This is a genomic window from Aestuariimicrobium sp. T2.26MG-19.2B, from assembly GCF_950101875.1.
GTDB lineage: Bacteria > Actinomycetota > Actinomycetes > Propionibacteriales > Propionibacteriaceae > Aestuariimicrobium > Aestuariimicrobium kwangyangense.
Genome location: NZ_CATNLW010000001.1, coordinates 2031760 through 2051499, shown reverse-complemented (window position 1 = coordinate 2051499; position 19740 = coordinate 2031760). Strand labels below are relative to the sequence as shown.

Sequence of the window (19740 nt, the reverse complement as noted above, 5' to 3'; positions counted from 1 at the left end):
CCGTGGTGCCGGTGGCACCGATGGGTGGGCACCGACTGGTTACCGTTGAGCGCGTGAACGATGCACCTCGACGCGACGATCTCGACTGGCTCTACCGCCGTGACGGGCAGGACGGCCAGAACCCCCCGTCTGCCCAGAACCCCCCGTATGCCCGGGACGGTCGCAACGCCCCAGAGGCTCCCCGAGCACGACCGCAGGGCCCGGTGCCGTCCGGCTACGGTCCGGGGGCGGGACGGGCCGGCTCGGGCCAGCCGCCGGTCGGCGACCATCCGCCGGTGCTTCCGCCACCGCCCACGGGTCGTCCGGTCCCTCACCGGCGACGTCGCGGCGGGTCGGGCTTCGGCAGGGTGCTGGTCACACTCGTCGCGCTCTACCTCGCCTTCCTGGTGGCCACGCCGGTGTACCTGCTGGGGCGTGGCGGCACCCTCGACGCGCTGCCGGCGCAGAGGGCGGCCGACACCCCCGGCCGGGTGGTACTGCTGGCCGGTACGGATTCACGTGACAGCTCCACCAACTCGGGCTCCCGCACCGACACGATCATGCTGCTGGTGATGCCCACCAGCGGGAAGCCGGCCCTCATCTCGATCCCCCGCGACTCCTACGTCACCATCCCGGGGCACGGCAAGAACAAGATCAATGCCGCCTACGCCTTCGGAGGGCCGCAACTGCTGGTGCGCACCGTCGAGGCGAACACCGGGCTGCGCGTGGACGACTACCTCGAGATCGGCATGACGGCCTTCCCGCGGCTGGTGAACTCCGTCGGCGGGGTGAGTGTCTGCCTGGACAAGCCGATGGTCGACAAGGACTCACACGCCAACCTCCCCGCCGGGTGCCAGACCCTCGACGGCGACCAGGCGCTGGCCTACTCCCGCATGCGCAAGTCCGACCCCCAGGGCGACATCGGACGCGCCAAGCGGCAACGCGAGATCGTGGGCAAGGTGGCCGACAGGATCACCTCACCGGCGATGCTGCTGCCGTGGCGCTACTGGCAGTTCTGGTCGGCGGCCACCGACCTGGTGCACCGTGACCACAACACGTCGATGCTCGAGCTGGCGCGAATCGGCCTCGGCCTCAGGCAGACCTCGGGGTCGTCCGGACTGACCCTGGTGGTGCCCCTGTCGAACACCAACGCCCAGACACCGGCCGGCTCCTCGGTGCTGTGGGACGAGGCCAAGGCCCGGGCCATGTTCGCCCAGCTCGCGAAGGGGTCGACCAGCGGCCTGCAGCAGTACAGGTGACCGAGCCCACTCACCCCTGCGATGAGCGACCATACCCGCGCCGGTGAGCTCTGGCTAGGGTGGTTGGCATGACTTCCCGTATCGCCGACTTCACGCCGTGGCAGGGTGCAATGCCGCCCCGAGCCCACCTGCAGACCGATGCCCCGCAGACCTCGCTGAACGGTGACTGGGCCTTCCGGCTGGTGGGCTCACTCGACGAGGTGCCCAAGGGCTTCGGAACTGCGGGCTTCGACGCCTCGGAGTTCGACACCCTCGCCGTCCCCAGTTGTTGGCAGATGGTCGACCCCGCCGGCGATGCCCCCTACGGGCGTCCGGCCTACACCAACGTCAACTACCCCATCCCCACCTACGGTGCCGGGGGTGACCCCGTCGTCCCGGACGAGAATCCAGTCGGGCTCTACCAGCGCACCTTCACCGTCGGCTGGGACCGCGACCAGGCCCGCACGGTGCTGCGCTTCGAGGGAGTGGACTCGGCCTTCGTGGTCTGGCTGAACGGACACGAACTGGGCTTCTCGAAGGGTTCGCGGCTGACCACCGAGTTCGACGTGACCGACCACCTGGTCGACGGCGAGAACGTGCTGGCCGTGCAGGTGCAGCAGTGGTCGGACGCCACCTTCCTCGAGGACCAGGACATGTGGTGGCTGTCGGGCATCTTCCGTCCCGTCACGCTGCTGGCGCGTCCGCAGTTCGGGATCGACGACGTCTTCGTCCATGCCGACTACGACCACCACACGGGTGCCGGCGTGCTGCGGGTCGAGGTCACTCGGGCCGGGGAGCCGGTGCTCGCCACCGTCAGCATCCCCGAACTGGCCCTGCACGAGGTCGCCGCAAACGTGGAACACCACCTCGGTCAGGTGCAGCCGTGGACGGCGGAGACACCCCACCTGTACGAGGCGGTGGTGGCCACCGAGACCGAGCAGGTCAGGGTGCGTGTCGGTTTCCGCACCGTGCGGATCGAGGGTGACCGCATCCTTGTCAACGGGCGCCAGATCACCCTGCGTGGGGTCAACCGCCACGAGTGGCACCCCGTCCGCGGGCGGAGCCTCGACGACGAGACCATGCTGCGCGACGTGCTGCTGATGAAGCAGCACAACGTCAACGCCGTCCGCACCTCCCACTACCCGCCCGATGCGCGGTTCCTCGACCTCTGCGACGAGTACGGGTTGTGGGTGATGCTCGAGGCCGACCACGAGACGCACGGCTTCCAGGCCGAGGGCTGGGTGGCCAACCCGCCCGCGGACCACCGCTTCCTCGACGCCTTGATGAACCGCGTGCAGCGCAGTGTCGAGCGCGACAAGAACCACGCCAGCATCATCAGCTGGTCGCTGGGCAATGAGGCGGGCTTCGGTGAGAACCACCGCCGGATGGCCGCCTGGACCAAGCAGCGTGACCCCGGCAGGTTCCTGCACTACGAGGGTGACTACGACGTCGAGGTCTCGGACGTGTGGAGTCAGATGTACACCTCGATCCCTGAGCTCGACGCGATCGGCGCCAAGCGCGACCTGCCCGAGGGCAGCAAGTTGGGCGCCCGCCCGCAGAGCGAGAACGAGTTGGCCAAGCCACACCTGCTCTGCGAGTACGGCCACGCCATGGGCAACGGCCCCGGTGAACTGCGTGACTACTCCGACCTGTTCGACGCCCACAGCAAGCTGCACGGCGGGTTCATCTGGGAGTGGATCGACCACGGTGTGCAGGCCACCTCCCACCCGTCGGCTCGTCGATCGGCGACCGAGGACGCGGGAGTGCACCACCTCTACGGCGGCGACTTCGGCGAGGAACTGCACGACGGGAACTTCATCATCGACGGCCTGGTGTTCCCCGACCGCACCCCGAGCCCCGGCCTGGTCGAGTTCGCCACCGTGATCGCACCGATCAGGATCGTGGTGGGCGAGGAGATCACCCTCACCAGCGTGCTCAGCTTCGCCGACGACTCGGCCTACACCTACGCGTGGTCGGTGTCGGACGAGGGACAGCCGCTGGCCTCGGGTGACCTGGACGTGCCGACCATCGACGCGGGTCACAGCGTGACCGTGTCACTCCCCGAGGAGATCTGCGGGCTGCCCGCAGCGGCCGGGGAGCGCTGGCTCACGGTCACGGCCCGGCTGGCCTCCGACACGGCGTGGGCCAAGGCGGGCCACGAGGTGGCCTCCGGCCAGGGACTGCTGTCTTCCGGAGAGCAGCGCATCGTCACCGGCGACGCCATCGGGGTGGTGTCCGAGCCCGATGGCTGGACCGTGGGCCCGGCCCGATTCGACGGGCAAGGACGCCTGGTACGCCTGGGCGGGATCGACCTCGACGGAGTGGAGTTCGACCTGTTCCGCGCCTGGATCGACAACGAACGCATGGGCGGGGGGCAGGTGATCAAGCGCGCGGGCGAACAGATCGGCCTGCACCGCCTGCACAGCAAGGTGCTGTCGGTCGAGGAGGCCGAGGGGACGCTGGTGGTGACCACCCGCACGGCCGCGGCCGCCTCCAGTCGCGACTACGTGGCCAGGTTCGAGTGGCGGGCCGTGGGCGAGTCGCTGGTGCTCGACCTGACCGCTGAACCGCACGGCCCCTGGGGTGAGCAGATGCTGCCTCGTCTGGGACTGACCATGAGCGTGCCCACGGGCCTCGACCAGCTGACCTGGTTCGGCCGTGGACCCGGTGAGAGCTATGTCGACACCCAGGAGTCCCAGAAGATCGGACGCTGGAGCGCCCACGTGTCCGAGCTGCAGACCCCGTATGTGGCTCCCCAGGGAAACGGACACCGCAGCGAGGTGCGCTGGGCCCAGGTGTTCGGCGAAGGGGAGTCCGGCGACGGGGTTGTCGGGGAGGCGGGGTTCCGGGTGACCGTGCTGGGTGATGCCGAGCCGATCTCCGTCTCGCTGGCACCGTGGAGCCAGCATGCGATCCGCGAGGCCCGCCACACCCCCGATCTGGTGGCCGACCAGGTGAACTGGTTGACACTCGATGCCAGGGTGGCTCCGGCCGGATCGGGTGCCTGTGGGCCGCTGCCGCAGCAGAAGTACCGGGTGACCGCACAGCCGGTGGCGATGCGGCTGGCGTTCACCCCCCTCGGCTGAGGATCCGGGATGGCTCGTCTGATCCACACGGCCCAGGCCCTCGTCGACCTGGTCTGTGACGTGCCCGGGCTGCCTCCCCGGGGTGGCAACGTGATGGCTGCCGGGGTGACCCGGCAGCCGGGCGGCGCGGCGATCATCCTGATTGCCGCCGCCCGTTCGGGCGCAACGGCCGTCCATGCCGGATCGGTCGGGTCAGGGATCAACGCCGACCTCATCCGCCATGCCCTGCACAGCGAGGGGGTCGAGGTGACCTCACCGCCGGTGGAGCAGCTCGACACCGGGGTGTGCGTGGTGCTGCTGGAGCCCACCGCAGAGCGCACCTTCGTCACCACCTGGGGAGCCGAACGCCAGGTGAGCGTGGGCTCCTTCGACACCAGCGCACCCCAGCCGGGCGACCTCGTCTGCGTCTCCGGCTACTCCTTGGTGGAACCCACCCTCACCCCGTTGCTGGCCTGGCTCGAGGGGTTGCCCATCGGCGACGGGGGCCAGCGGGTCGACGTGGTGCTGGATCCGGGGGCCATCTTCGCCGAACTGCCGCCCGAGGTGGTCTCGCGGGTGTTGGCGGTGACCACCGTCTGGACCTCGAACATGGACGAGGCCTCTGCCCTCGTCGGGACCGACGAGATGGACCGGGCCGCCGGACTGGTCGCGGGGCGGTTGTCACGGGCTCGGGCGGTGGTGGTCCGCGACGGCGACCAGGGCTGCGCCGTCTGGCACGGCTCACGCACTGAGGTGATACCAGGGTTCCCCCAGCGGGCCGTCGACACCAATGGCGCCGGTGACACGCACACGGGGGCGATGGTGGCAGCCGTCACCCGTGGGCTGTCGTGGGCCGATGCCGCCCGCTACGCCAATGCCGCGGCGGGTCTCAAGGTCACCGGCAAGGGTCTGGGCTCGATCCCCCACCGGGAGGCGGTGGAGGAGTTCCTGCGCCTGGCCGATTGAGTGACCGCAGCTTCTCGCCCTTGGATCTCGCCAGGTCACGCAAACCCTCCTGGAACGCCAGCATCGCCTCGGTCAACACCGGGTCGCCGGCCGCCAGGATGCGCACCGCCAGCAGCCCGGCATTGCGCGAGTTGGCCACGCCCACGGTGGCCACGGGCACACCGGCGGGCATCTGCACGATCGAGAGCAGTGAGTCCATCCCGTCCAGGTACTTCAGCGGCACGGGCACCCCGATGACGGGCAGCGGGGTGAGGGCGGCCAGCATCCCTGGCAGGTGCGCGGCTCCCCCGGCCCCGGCGATGATCACCTCGAGCCCGCGGGTGTGGGCCCCTCGTCCGTAGGCGAGCATGTCCTCGGGCATGCGATGCGCCGAGACGACGTCGACCTCGACCGCCACCCCGAACTCCTCGCAGGCCGCCGCTGCGGCTTCCATGGTGGGCCAGTCGGAGTCGGAACCCATCACGATTCCCACGCGGGCCTCAGGCATTGGCGTCTCCCATCAGGTAGCCGGCGGCATGCCGGGCGCGGCGCAGTGTGTCGTCCAGATCGTTCCCCAGACAGGTCACGTGACCGACCTTCCGTCCGGGTTTCACGTCCTTGCCGTAGAGGTGCACCCGCAGCTTGCGGTCACGCGCGAAACAGTGCTGCAAGGCCCCGGTGAGGTCAGGCTCCGAACCACCGAGCACATTGGCCATCACGACGTTCCGGGACCGCAGACCGGGGTCCCCGAGCGGCAGGTCGAGCACGGCGCGCAGGTGGTTCTCGAACTGGCTGGTGTGGGCACCGTCGATCGTCCAGTGACCGGTGTTGTGCGGACGCATCGCCAACTCGTTGACCACCACCGAGCCGTCCTCCCGCTGCATCAACTCCACCGCCAGCATGCCGACCACCCCCAGTTCGTGGGCGATGCCGAGCGCCAACTGCTGGCAGGCGATCGACTGGTCGTCGGTCAGCCCGGGGGCGGGGGTGGTGGTCTCGACACAGATGCCGTCTCGTTGCACCGACTCCGAGATCGGGTAGGCGACGGCCTGCCCGGCAGGACTGCGCACCACCAGGGCCGACAGTTCGCGGACGAAGGGGACGAACTCCTCGGCGACGATCACCACCCGCTCCCCCGCCGAGGTCCGCTTGAGGCCCTCGAAGGGCTCGTGGGCCTGGTCGGCCGAGTCGAGCTTCCAGACCCCCTTGCCGTCGTACCCACCCCGGCTGGTCTTGGCGATGATCGGCCACCCCTGCCTCTCGCCGAAGGCGCTCAGCTCGTCAGGGCTCTCGCAGATCGCGTACGCGGGCACCGGGGCACCGAAGGAGCCCAGTCGTTGCCTCATGACCGCCTTGTCCTGGGCGTGCACCAGCGCGGATGGTCCGGGGCGCACGGCACAGACACCCTCGTCCTCGAGTCGGTGCAGGAACGCGGTGGGCACGTGCTCGTGGTCGAAGGTGATCACGTCGCAGCCCTCGGCGAAGGCCCGCAGCGTCGCCTCGTCGTCGTGGTCCCCGACCACCACGTCGCCGATGACCTGGGCGGCGGACGAGCCGGCGGCCTCCGACAACAGCCTGATGTGCACGCCCAGACCGATCGAGGCCTGGTGCATCATGCGAGCCAACTGGCCTCCGCCGATGATGCCGATCGTGTAGGGGCCAGCCACAGCAGGACGGCCATCCGCCGCCGAAGAGGGAGTGCTCACGGGGCATGAGCCTACCGGCGTGATCCGGTCTGCCAGACTTGACGACATGGCACGTGAATCCAGGGCTCGCCTGTTCAAGGGGCGCGGCGACTCCGACGAGCGCACCCTCGTGCGGGTGCGCACCCACGGCAAGGCGGTCTTCGTCCCGATCCTGCTTGCCCTGCTGGTCGCCTCCTTGGCGGCTGCCCTGATCGCCGTGCTGCCGCCGGAGTGGAAGCCGATCGCCACCTGGCTGACCATCGGCGCGGCAGCACTGCTGGTGCTGTGGTTCTCGGTTCGTCCGTTCATCGAGTGGTTCACCACCAGCTACACCATCACCACCCGCCGGGTCATCACCAAGCACGGCGTGCTCAACCGCTACGGTCACGAACTGCCGCTGTCACGGATCGACTCGGTCGGTTCGGAGCGGGGCATCATCGACCGCATGTTCGGGTGCGGGACGCTGGTCTTCTCCACCGCCTCGGAGCGGCCGGTCGTGCTGCACGACGTGCCCCAGGTCAAGGACATCGAGGGGTTGCTGGCCGACCTCATCTACCGCGCCCACCGGGACGACCAGGACTGAACTCAGCCCCGGCGCAGATGCACGACGTCTCCTGCCGAGAAGGCCCGCAGGCCGTCAGCGGTGCGCACCACCAGTCGTCCCGCGGGATCGATGGAGTCGCCCACCCCGCTCACCTGCTCGGTGTCGCTCACCTGCACCCGAAGGTTCTGCCCGATCGAGCCGCACGCGGCGGTGTAGGCCTCGCGCAGGTGGCCACGCTCCTGCCAGACGGCCAGCAGGTCGTCCAGTTCCCTCAGCACCGACGCCACCACGGTCAAGGGTTCGACGTCGAAACCCGCCAGCGCCAGTGAGGTGGCCGTCGGCACGGGCAGTTGCTCATGGGTCAGCGAGGTGTTGATCCCGAAGCCGATCACGGCGGCGGCACCCGGGTCGGTCGAGAGGCCCTCGTGTCGTTCGCAGAGGATCCCGCACACCTTTCCGGGCGCATTCCCGTCGGCAACCAGGACATCGTTCGGCCACTTCAGCTCGAGCTCGCAGCCGGGCGCGACGGCGCGGATCCCGCGCAGCACGGCCACCCCCGTCACCAACGGCAACCAGGTCCAGTCCACCATCGGACGATCGGTGCGCACCACCGCGCTGGTGGCGACGGTTGCCCCCGGCGGGGCCTCCCAACGGCGGTCGAACCGGCCGCGTCCGGCGGTCTGGTGCAGGGCCACCACCACGGCCCCGTCGGGCTCCCCGGCAGCCGCCAGGACGGCTGCGTCGGCGTTCGTCGACCCGGTGGAATCGAGCACCTCGACCCTCCGCCAACGAGTACCTCGCAGCGCTTCCGCAAGCTCGATCATGGGCCGATAGTGTCATGTCATGGATCCCGACATCCACACCACCGCCGGCAAGCTGGCCGACCTGGGACGCCGCATCGACGAGGCAGTCCACGCCGCCACTCCAGAAGCTGTCGAGCGTCAGCACGCCAAGGGGAAACTGACCGCCCGCGAACGCGTCAATGCGCTGCTCGACGAGGGCTCCTTCTCGGAACTGGACGAGTTCTCGCGGCATCGCAGCCACGCCTTCGGCATGGAGAACAAGCGCCCCTACGGTGACGGGGTGATCATCGGGCTCGGTTCGATCCACGGTCGACCGGTGTGCGTCTTCTCCCAGGACGTCGCCATCTTCGGGGGCGCCCTGGGGCAGGTCTACGGGGAGAAGATCGTCAAGATCATCGACTTCGCACTCAAGACCGGTTGCCCGCTGATCGGCATCAACGAGGGCGGTGGTGCCCGCATCCAGGAGGGCGTCGTCTCGCTCGGTCTCTACGGGGAGATCTTCCGACGCAACACCCACGCCTCGGGGGTGATCCCGCAGATCTCGCTGATCATGGGCGCCGCGGCCGGTGGCCACGTCTACTCCCCCGCCCTGACGGACTTCATCGTGATGGTCGACCAGACCTCGCAGATGTTCATCACGGGGCCCGACGTCATCAAGACGGTGACCGGCGAGGACGTCACTCTCGAGGAATTGGGCGGCGGTCGCACCCACTCGGTCAAGTCCGGGACGGCCCACTACCTGGCCGCCGACGAGCATGATGCGCTCGAGTACGTGCGTGACCTGATCACCTACCTGCCCCAGAACAACCTCGAGGACCCACCGATCGTGGGCGACGCGGGGGTCGACCCGACCTTCACCGACCTGGGTATCACCGACCACGACCGACTGCTCGACACCGTCATCCCCGACTCGCCCAACCAGCCCTACGACATGCGCGAGGTCATCGCCACGGTGCTGGACGACGACGAGTTCCTGGAAGTGCAGTCGATGTACGCGGGCAACATCATCTGCGGGTTCGGACGCATCGAGGGTCGCTCCATCGGTGTGGTCGCCAACCAGCCCTCGGTGTTCGCGGGGTGCCTCGACATCAAGGCGTCGGAGAAGGCGGCACGGTTCATCCGAACCTGCGACGCGTTCAACATCCCGATCCTCACCTTCGTGGACGTGCCCGGCTTCCTGCCCGGGACCGAACAGGAGTACGACGGCATCATCCGCCGAGGCGCCAAGCTCATCTACGCCTACGCCGAGGCCACCGTGCCGTTGGTGACGGTGATCACCCGCAAGGCCTACGGCGGGGCTTACGACGTGATGGGATCCAAACACCTGGGTGCCGACATCAACCTGGCGTGGCCCACGGCGCAGATCGCGGTGATGGGCGCCGAGGGCGCGGTCAACATCCTGCACCGACGGGAACTGGCGAGCCATCCCGACCCGGCGGGCCGCCGCAAGGAACTCATCGACGAGTACAACGACGAACTCGCCAACCCCTACGTCGCCTCGGAGCGTGGCTACATCGACCAGGTGATCTACCCCCATGAGACCCGGGCCGAGGTGATCCGCGTGCTCCGGCTGCTGCGCACCAAGCGCGAGACACTGCCCCCGAAGAAGCATGGGAACATTCCCCTGTGACGGATGGACCTGTGACGAATGGACCTGGGAGCGATGGACCTGTGAGCGATGGACCTGTGACGGATGCAACGGGCCAGTCGGCCCTGCGGATCCTGCGCGGGAACCCGGACGACGCCGAGCTGGCGGCCGTGGTCGCCGTGCTGGCGGCGGTGGGCTCGACACCGCCCAGGGAGACGGACGACCGTCCGCTTGCTGCCGGATGGAAGTCCTACCACCGTGTCCTGCGCCGTCCCCTCGTACCGGGGCGCGGCGCCTGGCGCAACCACTACCGGAACCGCTGACGTGCGGGTCATCCTTGCCTCGAAGTCGCCCGCCCGGCTCGCGGCGCTGCGCTCTGCCGGTCTCGACCCGGAGGTGTGGGTCTCCCACGCCGACGAGGACTCCCTGCAGCGTTCCACCACCCAGGCGCTGACCATCGCCCTGGCCGAACTCAAGGGGTCCGTGGTCGCAGCCGAGCTGCCCGACGACGAGGACTGGGCGTTGATCGCATGCGACTCGCTGCTGGAGCTCGGCGGTCAACGCCACGGCAAACCCGGCAACGAGGCAGAGGCGATCGCCCGTTGGTACACGATGCGAGGCACCACCGGGGTGCTGTGGACGGGACACCATGTGATCGTGCACCGGGCGGGACCCGACGGCGGGGTCAGCCTCAGGGCCAGCCGGGGCGGTCAGTCCCGGGTGACCTTCGCCGACCTGTCCGATGCGGAGATCGCCGCCTACGCCGCCACCGGGGAACCGGAACGCGTTGCGGGCGGGTTCACCATCGACGGCCTGGGAGCCGCCTTCGTGACCCGCATCGAGGGCGACCCGCACAACGTGGTCGGTATCTCGTTGTCGCTGGTCAGGCAGATGTTGCTCGACCTCGGCGTGGAGTGGCATACGCTGTGGCGGCTCGACCGCTGAGCTGGGCCACCGCCGACCTGATGCCCGCCGGGTCGTGAGCACGTCTCGGGTCGGGCGGGAACTCGTCCGCGACTCGTCTGGCCTCGTCCACCGACGCCCCTGACAGCCCGGACACCAGTGCCACCCGCAGGTCGCCACCCGAACGGGACAACAGGTCGGAGGACGCCTCGGCGTCCAGGCCGGTGGCCTGCTCCACGATGTGCACGAGGCGACGTTCGAGCTTGAGGTTGGTCGCCTGCACGTTGATCATCAGGTTCGACCAGGTCTTGCCGAGGCGCACCATGGTGGCCGTCGAGAAGGTGTTGAGCACCAACTTCTGCGCCGTGGCCGCCTTCATGCGGGTCGACCCGGTGACCACCTCGGGGCCCGTGTCGGGCAGGATCGCGACATCGGCGAGGTCGGCAAGCGGAGCGGCCACGTTCGACGAGACCAGTACCGTCGCCAGCCCCCGTTCCCTGGCGGCGGCGAGAGCCCCACGCACGAAGGGGGTCCGGCCGGACGCGGCGATCCCGACGACCAGGTCGTGCTCCCCGGCCGAGGCCACGATGGCGGCACCAGCCGCCGGGTCATCCTCGGCACCCTCGACCGCGCGGGTCATCGCGGCCTCTCCGCCGGCCAGATGCGCAGCGACGACGTCATCACCGACGTGATAGGTGGGGAACAGTTCGACCGCGTCCAGCACCCCCAGGCGCCCGGAGGTGCCGGCGCCCACGTAGTGCACTCGTCCGCCGTTGGCGATCGCCGTGACCGCCAGCTCGACGGCAGCCGCGATTCGGTCGGCCACGGCACGCACGGCCGGCACCACCACCTCGTCGGCTGCGACGATCGCCCCCACCAGGTCGGGTGTCGCCAGCGTGTCGAGGTCGAGGGTGTCAGGGTTGCGCTGCTCGGTCGACCAGCTCAGCTCGATGTCGCTCATGCACCCATCCAAGCACCCGCCCGGCGCTGGTTGATCGGGTGTGGATCTGTCGGTCGGTTCGCGTAGAGTTGGCAGCCGGCAACGGCGCCGCGACCCGCCCACCCCAGCACGACGACACCCCAGCACAGACCACACCCCGGGCGTTGTAGAGACGTTGACATCCCAGTCGTTGACATCACAGACGCCGACATCCCAGACGTTGACATCCCAGACAGGGGACTCCCATGGCCGCCGAACCGATCCTGACCGACCATCCGGCCCCGTCCGCGACCCCCGGCGAGGCCCCCATCGACTGGGGGGTCATCTGGGTGCTGCTGGCTGCTGCCTTCGTGGTGATCCTCAACGAGACCGTGCTGGGCGTGGCCATTGCCCACCTGATGACTGACTTCAGCATCGACGCCCGGACCGCCCAGTGGCTCACGACCGGGTTCATGTTGACGCTGTCGGTGGTGATCCCCGTCACCGGGTTCGTGATGGACCGCCTCACGACCCGCCAGGTCTTCCTGACGGCGATGACGCTGTTCATGACCGGCACCGTGCTGGCCGCCCTGGCGCCCAACTTCAGCGTGCTGCTGGGGGCACGTGTCGTCCAGGCCAGCGGCACCGCCGTGATGATGCCCCTGCTGATGACCACCATCCTCAACCTGGTACCGATGCACAGGCGGGGCCAGACCATGGGTCTGGTCTCGATCGTGATGTCGATGGCACCGGCGATGGGTCCGACGATCTCGGGATTCGTCCTGCAGGTCGCCAGTTGGCGCTGGCTGTTCTGGCTGGTGCTGCCGATCGCGATGGCGGCCACCGCCTACGGTGCGGTGAAACTGCGCAACGTCTCGGAACTGCGCCGCACCCCGTTGGACGCCTTGTCGGTGGTGCTGTCGGCGCTCGGGTTCGGCGGTCTGGTCTACACCCTCTCGCTGGTGGGTGCACCTGCCAAGTCAATGAACCTGATGGTCGCCGGCGTGGTGGCGTTGCTGGCGTTGTTGGCGTTCGTGTGGCGACAACTGGTGCTGCAGAAGTCCGACATCGCCCTGCTCGACCTGCGCACCTTCGCCCATCGCAACTACTCCGCCGCACTCGGCGTGATGATGCTCGCCTTCCTGGCGCTGATGGGGGTGGCGCTCATCTGGCCGATCTACCTGCAGGACGTCCGCCAGCTCTCGCCCTCGGTCACCGGTCTGGCGATGCTGCCGGGTGGATTGGCCATGGGACTGCTGGGCCCCTTGGTCGGGCGCCTGTTCGACCGCTACGGCCCTCGTCCTCTGGTGGTGCCGGCCGCCCTCGTGCTGGGGATGATGGTGCTGGCCATGAGCCGGGTCACCCCGAACACCACCCTGTGGATGCTGATCGGCATGCACGCGGTGATGAGCCTCGCCCTGTCGTTCATGTTCACCCCGAGCTTCACCACGGCGCTCAACGCGCTGCCGCCCCGGTTGTACTCACACGGGTCGGCAGGTCTGGGCACCCTGCAGCAGGTGGCGGGTGCCGCAGGTGCTGCGTTGCTGGTCACGCTGTTCGAGTCGACCGCCAACCGGCACATCGCTGCCGGGGTTCCGGAGTTGACGGCGCAACTGGACGGCCTCCGGATCGCCTTCACCCTCGCGGCAGCGCTCACCGTGCCGGTGTTGGTGTTGGCCTTCCTGATGCGTCGTCAACAGTCGGAGGGTCAACAGTCGGAGGGTCACCAGCCGGACGAGGGCGCGACCCTGCTCCACTGAGCCCGAACCACCCTGCGGACCCGTGCAGGGTGAGGGTACCGAGCACCCGTGGGGTGTGGGCTCCCGTGAGGGCGTGCCCGTGGCCGTCGACTGCGATCCCAGCGCGACCCGACACCGACAACCAGCCCAGCAGGGCGACGAGCACGGCCTCCTTCGCATCACCCGGGATGCCGGCCACCTCGGGTGGGACGACCTCCCATTCAGGGTGGTCCCGCCGCAGCCGCGCCATCAACCCCGGGTGGTGCGCTCCCCCACCCGACAGGACGACCCTCTCGATCGTGGTTGCGGCGGGCAACCCCGGTCTCGGGGTCGTCGGCTCCAGGTGGGCCAGCAACGTGACGGCGGTGAACTCCACCAGGGTGGCCAGCAGGTCCGCCAGTGGCGGACTGCTGGCATCCCCCGGCAGCGAGGCCACCACGCTGTCGAGCCAGTCGAGGGAGAACACCTCTCGTCCGGTCGACTTGGGCAGCGGGAGCGCCAGGTAGGGGTGTCGCAGCAGGGCCGCCAACAGGTCGGGGATGATCGCGCCCCCCGCCGAGTACCGGCCGTCGCGGTCGAAACCCTCGCGTCCGTCCGTGGCGCGGGAGACGACCGCATCGAGCAGGCAGTTCGCCGGACCCGTGTCACCGGCCGCGAGGGCCACGCCGTCGTCCACCAGCGTGACATTGGCGATCCCGCCGAGGTTGACCACCGCCGTCGGACGATCCGCGAACAGCCAGGCATCGAGCACCGGCACCAGGGGTGCCCCCTGCCCACCGGCCGCGATGTCGGCCGCGCGCAGGTGGGACACGACGGGAAGCCCGGTGGCTTCGGCGATCCAGGCCGGCTCGCCCCACTGGAGGGTGCCCAGGGCCCGACCCCGGTCGACCCAGTGGAAGACGGTCTGGCCGTGACAGCTCACCAACTCCACACCGTCGACCTGGGCCATCACCTCGCTGGCGGCGGCCGCGAACGCCTGTCCGATCAGCTGCTCGAGGGCACAGACCTCGGCGACCTCCACCGTGGCCGGGGGCAGCACCGCGAGGATGCGACGGCGCAGCTCCTCGTCCCAGGCCAGCTCCCGGTGGTCGACGACCCGCAGTGACCCGTCCTCGCCCAGATCGACGACCGCCGCATCGATGGCGTCCACGGAGGTTCCCGACATCAGTCCCAGGACCCGCATCCGGTTCAGTGCACGCATCGGGTTCACCACACGATCCGTCGGCCGAGCAGGGCCTCCACCGCAGCTCGGGTGTTGGACCGCCCGGCTCCGTGGGCCAGCACCAGGTGTGGGACATCCGGCGCCGATTGCTGCATGCCGACGTGCACCACCACGGCGTGGGGACAGCGACCGAGCAGCTCGGCGACGAGGGTCGCGGCGACGGACGACCCGTCCCGGCTGACGGCGACGACCACGTCATCCGGTTCCACCAGGTCGAGGTCCCGCCTGTCCACCGGCTCCCCCAGGGCCCGGTCGAGCGCATCGCCCACCCCGGACGAGAACCGCCCCGCGGCAGCGTTGAACCCCTGCCCCAGCTCGACCAGGACGGGCCGGGCGCCCTCGGGCAGGAGCACGCTCCCCCGGGTCAGCAGCGCTCGCCTCGCGACTTCGAGGCCGAGTTCGGGAAGTCCGTCCTCGGCGGTGGCGGGATCGACAGCGGGCGTCTCCAGCAGCCGTTGATGGGCCAGGCCGAGCATCGAGCGCACCCGCGAGGCCGAGACCTGGAGCCGGTGCAGGCGCAGCCGGCCCTCCTCCACCGCCCGCTCGATGGCGGCCACACTCGCGGCCAGCGCGGCCTGCTGGTCACCGTTCATGGGTGCCCCGAGACAGCACAGGTCTGCACCGGCCCGCAGGGCGCGCACGACGGCCGCTCCGATCCGCTCGTCCTCGCCGGATGAGGGGTCGGCGGTGGGGTCTGCGGTGATGGCTCCCATGTCGAGCGCATCGGTGATGGTGGGACCGACGAACCCCATCGCGCGGATGCGGTCATAGGCCCACGCCGAGGTGGAGGCGGGGTCGGCCCCCAGCCGGGGGACGATGATGTGCCCGGGCATGACGGCGTCCACCAGGGGCGCCAACGCAACGAACGGGGCCAGCTCACGGGAGGCGAGCGTCGCCTCGTCCAGGTCGATCACCGGCATCCCGACGTGGGAGTCGACGGAGGTGTCCCCGTGGCCGGGGAAGTGCTTGGCGCAGCCGGCCACCCCTGCGGCGTGCAACCCCTGCACCCAGGCGACCGCGTGCCGGGCGACGAGCGAGGCGTCGGGTCCGAACGACCGGGTGCCGATCACCGGGTTGGCCGGGTTCGAGGCGACATCGACGCAGGGAGCGAGGGTGACGTCGATGCCGGCGGCGCGGACGAGCCGCCCGGTCGCCTCCCCCACCTGGCGGGTCAGCTCGAGATCGTCGACCGCCCCCAGGGCAGCACTGCCCGGAAGGTCCGATCCATGGCGGCGCTGCAGTCGGGTGACGTCGCCCCCCTCCTCGTCGACCGTGATGCAGACCTGGGGCCCGAGCTCGCGCAGTCGCCCGGTGAGTCGGCGGGTGGTGGCGAGGTCGGGGGTGTTGACAGCGAACAGACAGACCCCACCAAGTCCGTCACGCAAGGGCTGCTCGAGCCAGGCGGGTACATCGGTGCCGTCGAAACCGGGCATCAGCACCCCCAGCGCGGCCCGTCTCACCGCCGTCTCGGTCGGCGCCGGGGCGAGGGTCTGGGGGCAGGTCACGGTCGCATTCCTTCGGGCTCGAACGGGGGTGGTGCAAGAATGGCACCCCCCGACCCCGGACGAGGAGAACCATGCCGAGCTTGGCCCAGTCCCTGAGCAGTGTGCTGGCGGCGGCCGTCGAGGCCGAGACCTGTTCGGGCGCGACCTGCGTCGTCGTCCATGACGGCACCGTGGTGGCCAGTTCGGCCCAGGGCACGCTCGCGAGTGTCAACTGTGACGGGTCACGGGTGCGCTCCGACCAGCTCGAACCGGTGACCGATTCCAGCTGGTTCGACCTCGCCTCCATCACCAAGGTGGTGTCGGCCATCACGCTGCACACCGTGGTCGAGCGTGGGCACCTCGGCTACGACGAACCGCTCGCCACGCATCTGGAGGGGTATCGGGGTGATCCCGATCGGGAGCGGGTCACGTTGCGCCACCTGCTCACCCACACTTCGGGGCTGCCCGACATCTTTCCCGACTGGGAGCGTCGCATCCTGGGCTGGGTCGCGGGGAACCCGGGCCGTTGGCTGCGTGACTGGCCCTTGGACGACCGCCGCGAACTGCGGGCCCAGGTGGAGCGGCTCCCCCTGCTGTCCCCTCCTCAGAAGGTGTGGCGTTACTCCTGTGTCGGCTACAACACCGCCATGCTGCTCGCCGAGCGCGCGACCGGCCAACGGTGGGCCGATCTGGTGCAGCATCTCGTGCTGGACCCGCTCGGGCTCGGTGAGATCGCGTTCGCCCCACCCTCGGGTGCCGACGACGGCCGCCAGGTCGCTGCAACCGAGGTCGACACCACTCACGCCCGCGGCCTGGTCCGCGGGGTGGTGCACGACGAGTTCAGCTGGGCCCTGGGCGGAAGGTGCGCCAACGCCGGTCTGTTCGGGACGGCGCGGGCGGTGGCTGCCCTCGCCGAGGCCATCCGGCTCGACCAACTGCCGTGCAGTCGGGACGGGCTCTGGCTCAACGAGATGCCTGCGCTGTTGGGACGCGCGGTCTGCGATCCCGATGAGGCACCCTGGGGTCACTCCATGGGGTTGCGGATCGGGCAGCTCTCGTGGATGTGGCACCCGGAGCTGGGCGAGGTGGGACGACGAGCACGTGGGCACACGGGGTTCACCGGAACCAGTGTCTTCACCGACGACCAGAGCCGCCTGACCGTCTCGCTGATGACCAACCGGGTACACCCCACCCGCGAAGGGGCGGACGCCATCACGCCGTTGCGTTCCGAGGTGGCGCGACTGGCCCACCAGCACGTCATGGGGTGACGGCGGTTTCCGTCTCCTCAGCGCGCACCTCGTGCTCGTCCCCATGATTCCTGCCGAATGGCAGGACGTGCACGACGGCGACCACCACGGCGCCGACGAGCACCCCGGCGATGAAGCTGAAGGCGGTGTTGGTCAGCCAGCCCAGCACTCCGCCCAACGGGCCCGTCGCCGCGTGCACCGCCTGCTCCGCGTGGTGGACGAGCGCGTAGGGCGCGTGCCAGCCGATCTCGTCGGCCCCCACCAGCAGGATGTGGCCACCGACCCACAGCATCGCGATGATGCCGACCGTCGACAGCACCGCCAGCACCACGGGCATTCCCTCGACCAGGGCCCGGCCGAACTTCTGGGCCGCCGCACCGGCGCGCTGGGTGAAGCGGACGCCGATGTCGTCCATCTTCACGATCACCGCCACCACCCCGTAGACACCCACGGTGATGGCGATGCCGACCACGACCAGGATGATGGAGCGCTGCAGCAGCGGCTCGTGGGCCACCTCGTTGAGCGAGATCACCATGATCTCGGCCGAGAGGATGAGGTCGGTCCGGATGGCCCCGTTGACCAGCGTCTTCTCCTGCTCGGGGCTCTGGGTCGCAGCCGGGCTGCGCGTCTCCTGGTGCCCCGACACCTTCTCCCACAGCTTCTCGACACCCTCGTAACTGAGGTAGGTGCCGCCCAGCATCAGGATGGGGGTGAGCAGCCACGGTGCCCACTGCGACAGCACCAGCGCGATGGGCAGGATGATCAGGAGCTTGTTGACCAGTGACCCGCGGGCGATCTTCATGATCATGGGCAACTCGCGGTTGGACAGCACGCCCGTCACGTATCGAGGAGTGACGGCGGTGTCGTCGATCACCACTCCCGCAGCCTTCGTACCGGCGCGCCCGGCGGCGGCGGAGACGTCGTCGAGCGACGCCGCCGCCATCTTGGCCATCGCGGCGATGTCATCAAGCAGGGCAGCCAGTCCGCCACTCATGGCACGTCCTCATCGGTCGGTGGTGGTCACAGTCGTGTGTTGGGGTGACCCCGGGTTCCCGGGGCGTCCCCCAAGGATAGGGGCGGCCCAGTCCGGCAGGCGGACGGGTGCGGGGTCAGCCGGGTTCGGCAGTCAGGTGCGACGTCGGAAGGTAAGACCCGCGAGTTCGGCGGACGAGGTCCAGGCGCCGTCCCAGGTGGCGTCGTGGAAGACAAGGGAGTCGGCACTACGGGCGTCCACCGTGAAGCCCGACACGGGAAGGGTCTGCTCCAGGTGGGTCTGCACCCGGGTGGAGTCTGCGGCTCGCAGGATCAGCGTGACCACATTCGGCTGGTCGATCGTCCGCACCGGCACCAAGCCCGGTGGCAGCGTGATGGTTCGGGGTCCGTGCACGAGCCCCATCGAGGCCAACGTGACCCCGATGGTCGGGGTGGCCGACGGCGTTCCCGGCACCGGGCTGACGGCACTCGAGATGGCGCCGCAGGCCGCGAGACCAGGCAGGAGTGCGGCCACGCCCACCCCGAGGACCACCTGACGCCTGTGCACCCCTGGAATGGTAGCCGTCGGTTCGACCGGATCGCTGCGGCGCGGTAGCTTCGTCGCTCAGACGTCCGACAGGAGCAGCCATGTCGTCCACCCTTCCCGTAGCGCTGGTCACCGGCGGCAGCCGGGGGATCGGCCGGGCCGTCGTCGATGACCTGGCCCGCGATCACCACGTCCTGGTGGGCGGTCGCGACGAGGCCGCCGTGGCGGCTGTGGTCGACGGGCTGCCGAGCGCCGCCGGGTTCGTCTGCGACCTCACCGATGCCGCTGCCGTCGAGGCTGCCGTGGGCCACGTCGACCGGCTCGACCTGCTCGTCCACTCCGCCGGGATCGCCCAGAGTGGCAGGGTCGACGAGACGACCCGTGACCTGTGGCTTCGCATCCTCGAGGTCAACGTGGTCGCGGTCGCCGACCTGACCCGACTGCTGCTGCCCCGACTGAGAGAAGCCCGCAGCTTCGCCGGCAGGCAGGGGCAGGTGGTGATGATCAACTCCGGTTCGGGATTCGTCTCCGGACCCGGCGGTGGGGCATACGCCGCGTCCAAGTTCGCCCTCCGCGCCCTCACCGACGCCCTGCGGGAGGAGGAACGGGGTCAGGTTCGGGTGACCTCCGTGCACCCCGGCCGCACCGATTCCGACATGCAGCGTGCGCTGCAGGCAGCCCTGGGACGCGAGTATCGTGCCGACGAGCACCTCGACCCCCGGTCGGTGGCCTCCACGGTTCGGACCGCCATCGACCTGCCCGAGGGTGCCATGCTCGAATCGGTGTCGATCAGGCCGGTCTTCCGGGCCTGACGGGCCGCAGCGAAGCGGCGCTCACCCAAACCTCGCATTTCGCTCCCC

General features: G+C 69.6%; 18 protein-coding genes. 10 read left to right on the top strand and 8 right to left on the bottom strand.

Translation table 11 applies throughout. The annotated features are described in order from the left end of the window. The first annotated feature begins 53 nt into the window (after nucleotides 1-53). The 3 genes from QQZ11_RS09080 to QQZ11_RS09070 all read left to right on the top strand — a co-directional run bounded on the left by QQZ11_RS09080 (nucleotide 54) and on the right by QQZ11_RS09070 (nucleotide 5248). Nucleotides 54-1238: an LCP family protein gene (locus tag QQZ11_RS09080; protein WP_284549965.1), complete on the top strand. Its 1185-nt coding sequence runs from the start codon at nucleotides 54-56 to the stop codon at nucleotides 1236-1238. Nucleotides 1239-1306: 68 nt separating this feature from the next. Continuing rightward, a complete protein-coding gene (locus QQZ11_RS09075; RefSeq protein ID WP_284549963.1) occupies nucleotides 1307-4303 on the top strand; it encodes a glycoside hydrolase family 2 TIM barrel-domain containing protein in 2997 nt (998 codons plus the stop codon). Nucleotides 4304-4312: 9 nt separating this feature from the next. Further along, the gene (locus QQZ11_RS09070; protein WP_284549960.1) at nucleotides 4313-5248 is read left to right on the top strand and encodes a PfkB family carbohydrate kinase; all 936 of its coding nucleotides are present in this window, start codon (nucleotides 4313-4315) and stop codon (nucleotides 5246-5248) included. Here QQZ11_RS09070 and purE read toward each other — a convergent pair. Next, the gene (purE, locus tag QQZ11_RS09065) at nucleotides 5178-5735 is read right to left on the bottom strand and encodes a 5-(carboxyamino)imidazole ribonucleotide mutase (RefSeq protein WP_284549958.1); all 558 of its coding nucleotides are present in this window, start codon (nucleotides 5733-5735) and stop codon (nucleotides 5178-5180) included. The two genes, QQZ11_RS09070 and purE, sit on opposite strands and share 71 nt — an antisense overlap. Further along, entirely contained in the window at nucleotides 5728-6933 is a 1206-nt protein-coding gene (locus QQZ11_RS09060) for a 5-(carboxyamino)imidazole ribonucleotide synthase (RefSeq protein WP_284549956.1), read from the bottom strand. The genes purE and QQZ11_RS09060 overlap by 8 nt, the downstream gene beginning before the upstream one ends. 46 nt (nucleotides 6934-6979) lie before the next feature. On the opposite strand from QQZ11_RS09060, the gene QQZ11_RS09055 reads away from it, so the two are divergent. Continuing rightward, the gene (locus QQZ11_RS09055; protein ID WP_284549955.1) at nucleotides 6980-7495 is read left to right on the top strand and encodes a PH domain-containing protein; all 516 of its coding nucleotides are present in this window, start codon (nucleotides 6980-6982) and stop codon (nucleotides 7493-7495) included. Nucleotides 7496-7497: 2 nt separating this feature from the next. On the opposite strand, the gene QQZ11_RS09050 is transcribed toward QQZ11_RS09055, so the two are convergent. After that, nucleotides 7498-8280, bottom strand: coding sequence for a biotin--[acetyl-CoA-carboxylase] ligase (locus QQZ11_RS09050; protein ID WP_284549954.1), 783 nt, complete (start codon nucleotides 8278-8280; stop codon nucleotides 7498-7500). 19 nt (nucleotides 8281-8299) lie between these two features. On the opposite strand from QQZ11_RS09050, the gene QQZ11_RS09045 reads away from it, so the two are divergent. From QQZ11_RS09045 to QQZ11_RS09035, 3 genes are read left to right on the top strand one after another with little or no spacing between them, the layout of a single operon-like run. After that, nucleotides 8300-9889 (top strand): acyl-CoA carboxylase subunit beta, encoded by a 1590-nt coding sequence (locus QQZ11_RS09045; RefSeq protein WP_284549953.1) that lies wholly within the window; start codon nucleotides 8300-8302, stop codon nucleotides 9887-9889. 41 nt (nucleotides 9890-9930) lie between these two features. Continuing rightward, complete coding sequence (locus tag QQZ11_RS09040) at nucleotides 9931-10170, top strand: acyl-CoA carboxylase subunit epsilon (RefSeq protein ID WP_284549952.1); 240 nt, start codon at nucleotides 9931-9933, stop codon at nucleotides 10168-10170. Between the two features lies 1 nt (nucleotide 10171). Next, nucleotides 10172-10792 (top strand): Maf family protein, encoded by a 621-nt coding sequence (locus QQZ11_RS09035; protein WP_284549950.1) that lies wholly within the window; start codon nucleotides 10172-10174, stop codon nucleotides 10790-10792. Here QQZ11_RS09035 and QQZ11_RS09030 read toward each other — a convergent pair. Continuing rightward, a complete protein-coding gene (locus QQZ11_RS09030) occupies nucleotides 10731-11711 on the bottom strand; it encodes an N-acetylmuramic acid 6-phosphate etherase (protein ID WP_284549949.1) in 981 nt (326 codons plus the stop codon). The genes QQZ11_RS09035 and QQZ11_RS09030 overlap by 62 nt on opposite strands. A 224-nt stretch (nucleotides 11712-11935) precedes the next feature. Between QQZ11_RS09030 and QQZ11_RS09025 the strand changes: the two genes are divergently transcribed. After that, nucleotides 11936-13429: an MDR family MFS transporter gene (locus QQZ11_RS09025; RefSeq protein ID WP_284549948.1), complete on the top strand. Its 1494-nt coding sequence runs from the start codon at nucleotides 11936-11938 to the stop codon at nucleotides 13427-13429. On the opposite strand, the gene QQZ11_RS09020 is transcribed toward QQZ11_RS09025, so the two are convergent. Together QQZ11_RS09020 and QQZ11_RS09015 are read right to left on the bottom strand one after the other, a co-directional pair. After that, a complete protein-coding gene (locus QQZ11_RS09020; RefSeq protein WP_284549947.1) occupies nucleotides 13323-14609 on the bottom strand; it encodes an anhydro-N-acetylmuramic acid kinase in 1287 nt (428 codons plus the stop codon). The genes QQZ11_RS09025 and QQZ11_RS09020 overlap by 107 nt on opposite strands. Before the next feature lie 5 nt (nucleotides 14610-14614). After that, nucleotides 14615-16135, bottom strand: coding sequence for a glycoside hydrolase family 3 N-terminal domain-containing protein (locus QQZ11_RS09015; protein WP_284549945.1), 1521 nt, complete (start codon nucleotides 16133-16135; stop codon nucleotides 14615-14617). Between the two features lie 80 nt (nucleotides 16136-16215). Here QQZ11_RS09015 and QQZ11_RS09010 point away from each other — a divergent pair, with 80 nt between their 5' ends. After that, on the top strand, nucleotides 16216-17382 hold the full coding sequence (locus QQZ11_RS09010; protein WP_284549943.1) for a serine hydrolase domain-containing protein: 1167 nt from the start codon (nucleotides 16216-16218) through the stop codon (nucleotides 17380-17382). On the opposite strand, the gene QQZ11_RS09005 is transcribed toward QQZ11_RS09010, so the two are convergent. Both QQZ11_RS09005 and QQZ11_RS09000 read right to left on the bottom strand, forming a co-directional pair. Then, nucleotides 17372-18355: a DUF808 domain-containing protein gene (locus QQZ11_RS09005; RefSeq protein ID WP_022910808.1), complete on the bottom strand. Its 984-nt coding sequence runs from the start codon at nucleotides 18353-18355 to the stop codon at nucleotides 17372-17374. The genes QQZ11_RS09010 and QQZ11_RS09005 overlap by 11 nt on opposite strands. Before the next feature lie 132 nt (nucleotides 18356-18487). Then, nucleotides 18488-18901: a hypothetical protein gene (locus tag QQZ11_RS09000; protein ID WP_284549941.1), complete on the bottom strand. Its 414-nt coding sequence runs from the start codon at nucleotides 18899-18901 to the stop codon at nucleotides 18488-18490. Nucleotides 18902-18981: 80 nt separating this feature from the next. Here QQZ11_RS09000 and QQZ11_RS08995 point away from each other — a divergent pair, with 80 nt between their 5' ends. After that, complete coding sequence (locus QQZ11_RS08995) at nucleotides 18982-19692, top strand: SDR family oxidoreductase (RefSeq protein ID WP_284549940.1); 711 nt, start codon at nucleotides 18982-18984, stop codon at nucleotides 19690-19692. Nucleotides 19693-19740: the final 48 nt, after the last annotated feature.

What these genes read in the sequence shown, in the direction of transcription:
- QQZ11_RS09075 (WP_284549963.1), top strand. Translation starts at nt 1,307, where the DNA reads ATGACTTCCCGTATCGCCGACTTCACGCCGTGGCAGGGTGCAATGCCG.
- QQZ11_RS09070 (WP_284549960.1), top strand. Translation starts at nt 4,313, where the DNA reads ATGGCTCGTCTGATCCACACGGCCCAGGCCCTCGTCGACCTGGTCTGT.
- purE (WP_284549958.1), bottom strand. Translation starts at nt 5,735, where the DNA reads ATGCCTGAGGCCCGCGTGGGAATCGTGATGGGTTCCGACTCCGACTGG.
- QQZ11_RS09055 (WP_284549955.1), top strand. Translation starts at nt 6,980, where the DNA reads ATGGCACGTGAATCCAGGGCTCGCCTGTTCAAGGGGCGCGGCGACTCC.
- QQZ11_RS09050 (WP_284549954.1), bottom strand. Translation starts at nt 8,280, where the DNA reads ATGATCGAGCTTGCGGAAGCGCTGCGAGGTACTCGTTGGCGGAGGGTC.
- QQZ11_RS09045 (WP_284549953.1), top strand. Translation starts at nt 8,300, where the DNA reads ATGGATCCCGACATCCACACCACCGCCGGCAAGCTGGCCGACCTGGGA.
- QQZ11_RS09030 (WP_284549949.1), bottom strand. Translation starts at nt 11,711, where the DNA reads ATGAGCGACATCGAGCTGAGCTGGTCGACCGAGCAGCGCAACCCTGAC.
- QQZ11_RS09025 (WP_284549948.1), top strand. Translation starts at nt 11,936, where the DNA reads ATGGCCGCCGAACCGATCCTGACCGACCATCCGGCCCCGTCCGCGACC.
- QQZ11_RS09020 (WP_284549947.1), bottom strand. Translation starts at nt 14,609, where the DNA reads ATGCGTGCACTGAACCGGATGCGGGTCCTGGGACTGATGTCGGGAACC.
- QQZ11_RS09005 (WP_022910808.1), bottom strand. Translation starts at nt 18,355, where the DNA reads ATGAGTGGCGGACTGGCTGCCCTGCTTGATGACATCGCCGCGATGGCC.
- QQZ11_RS08995 (WP_284549940.1), top strand. Translation starts at nt 18,982, where the DNA reads ATGTCGTCCACCCTTCCCGTAGCGCTGGTCACCGGCGGCAGCCGGGGG.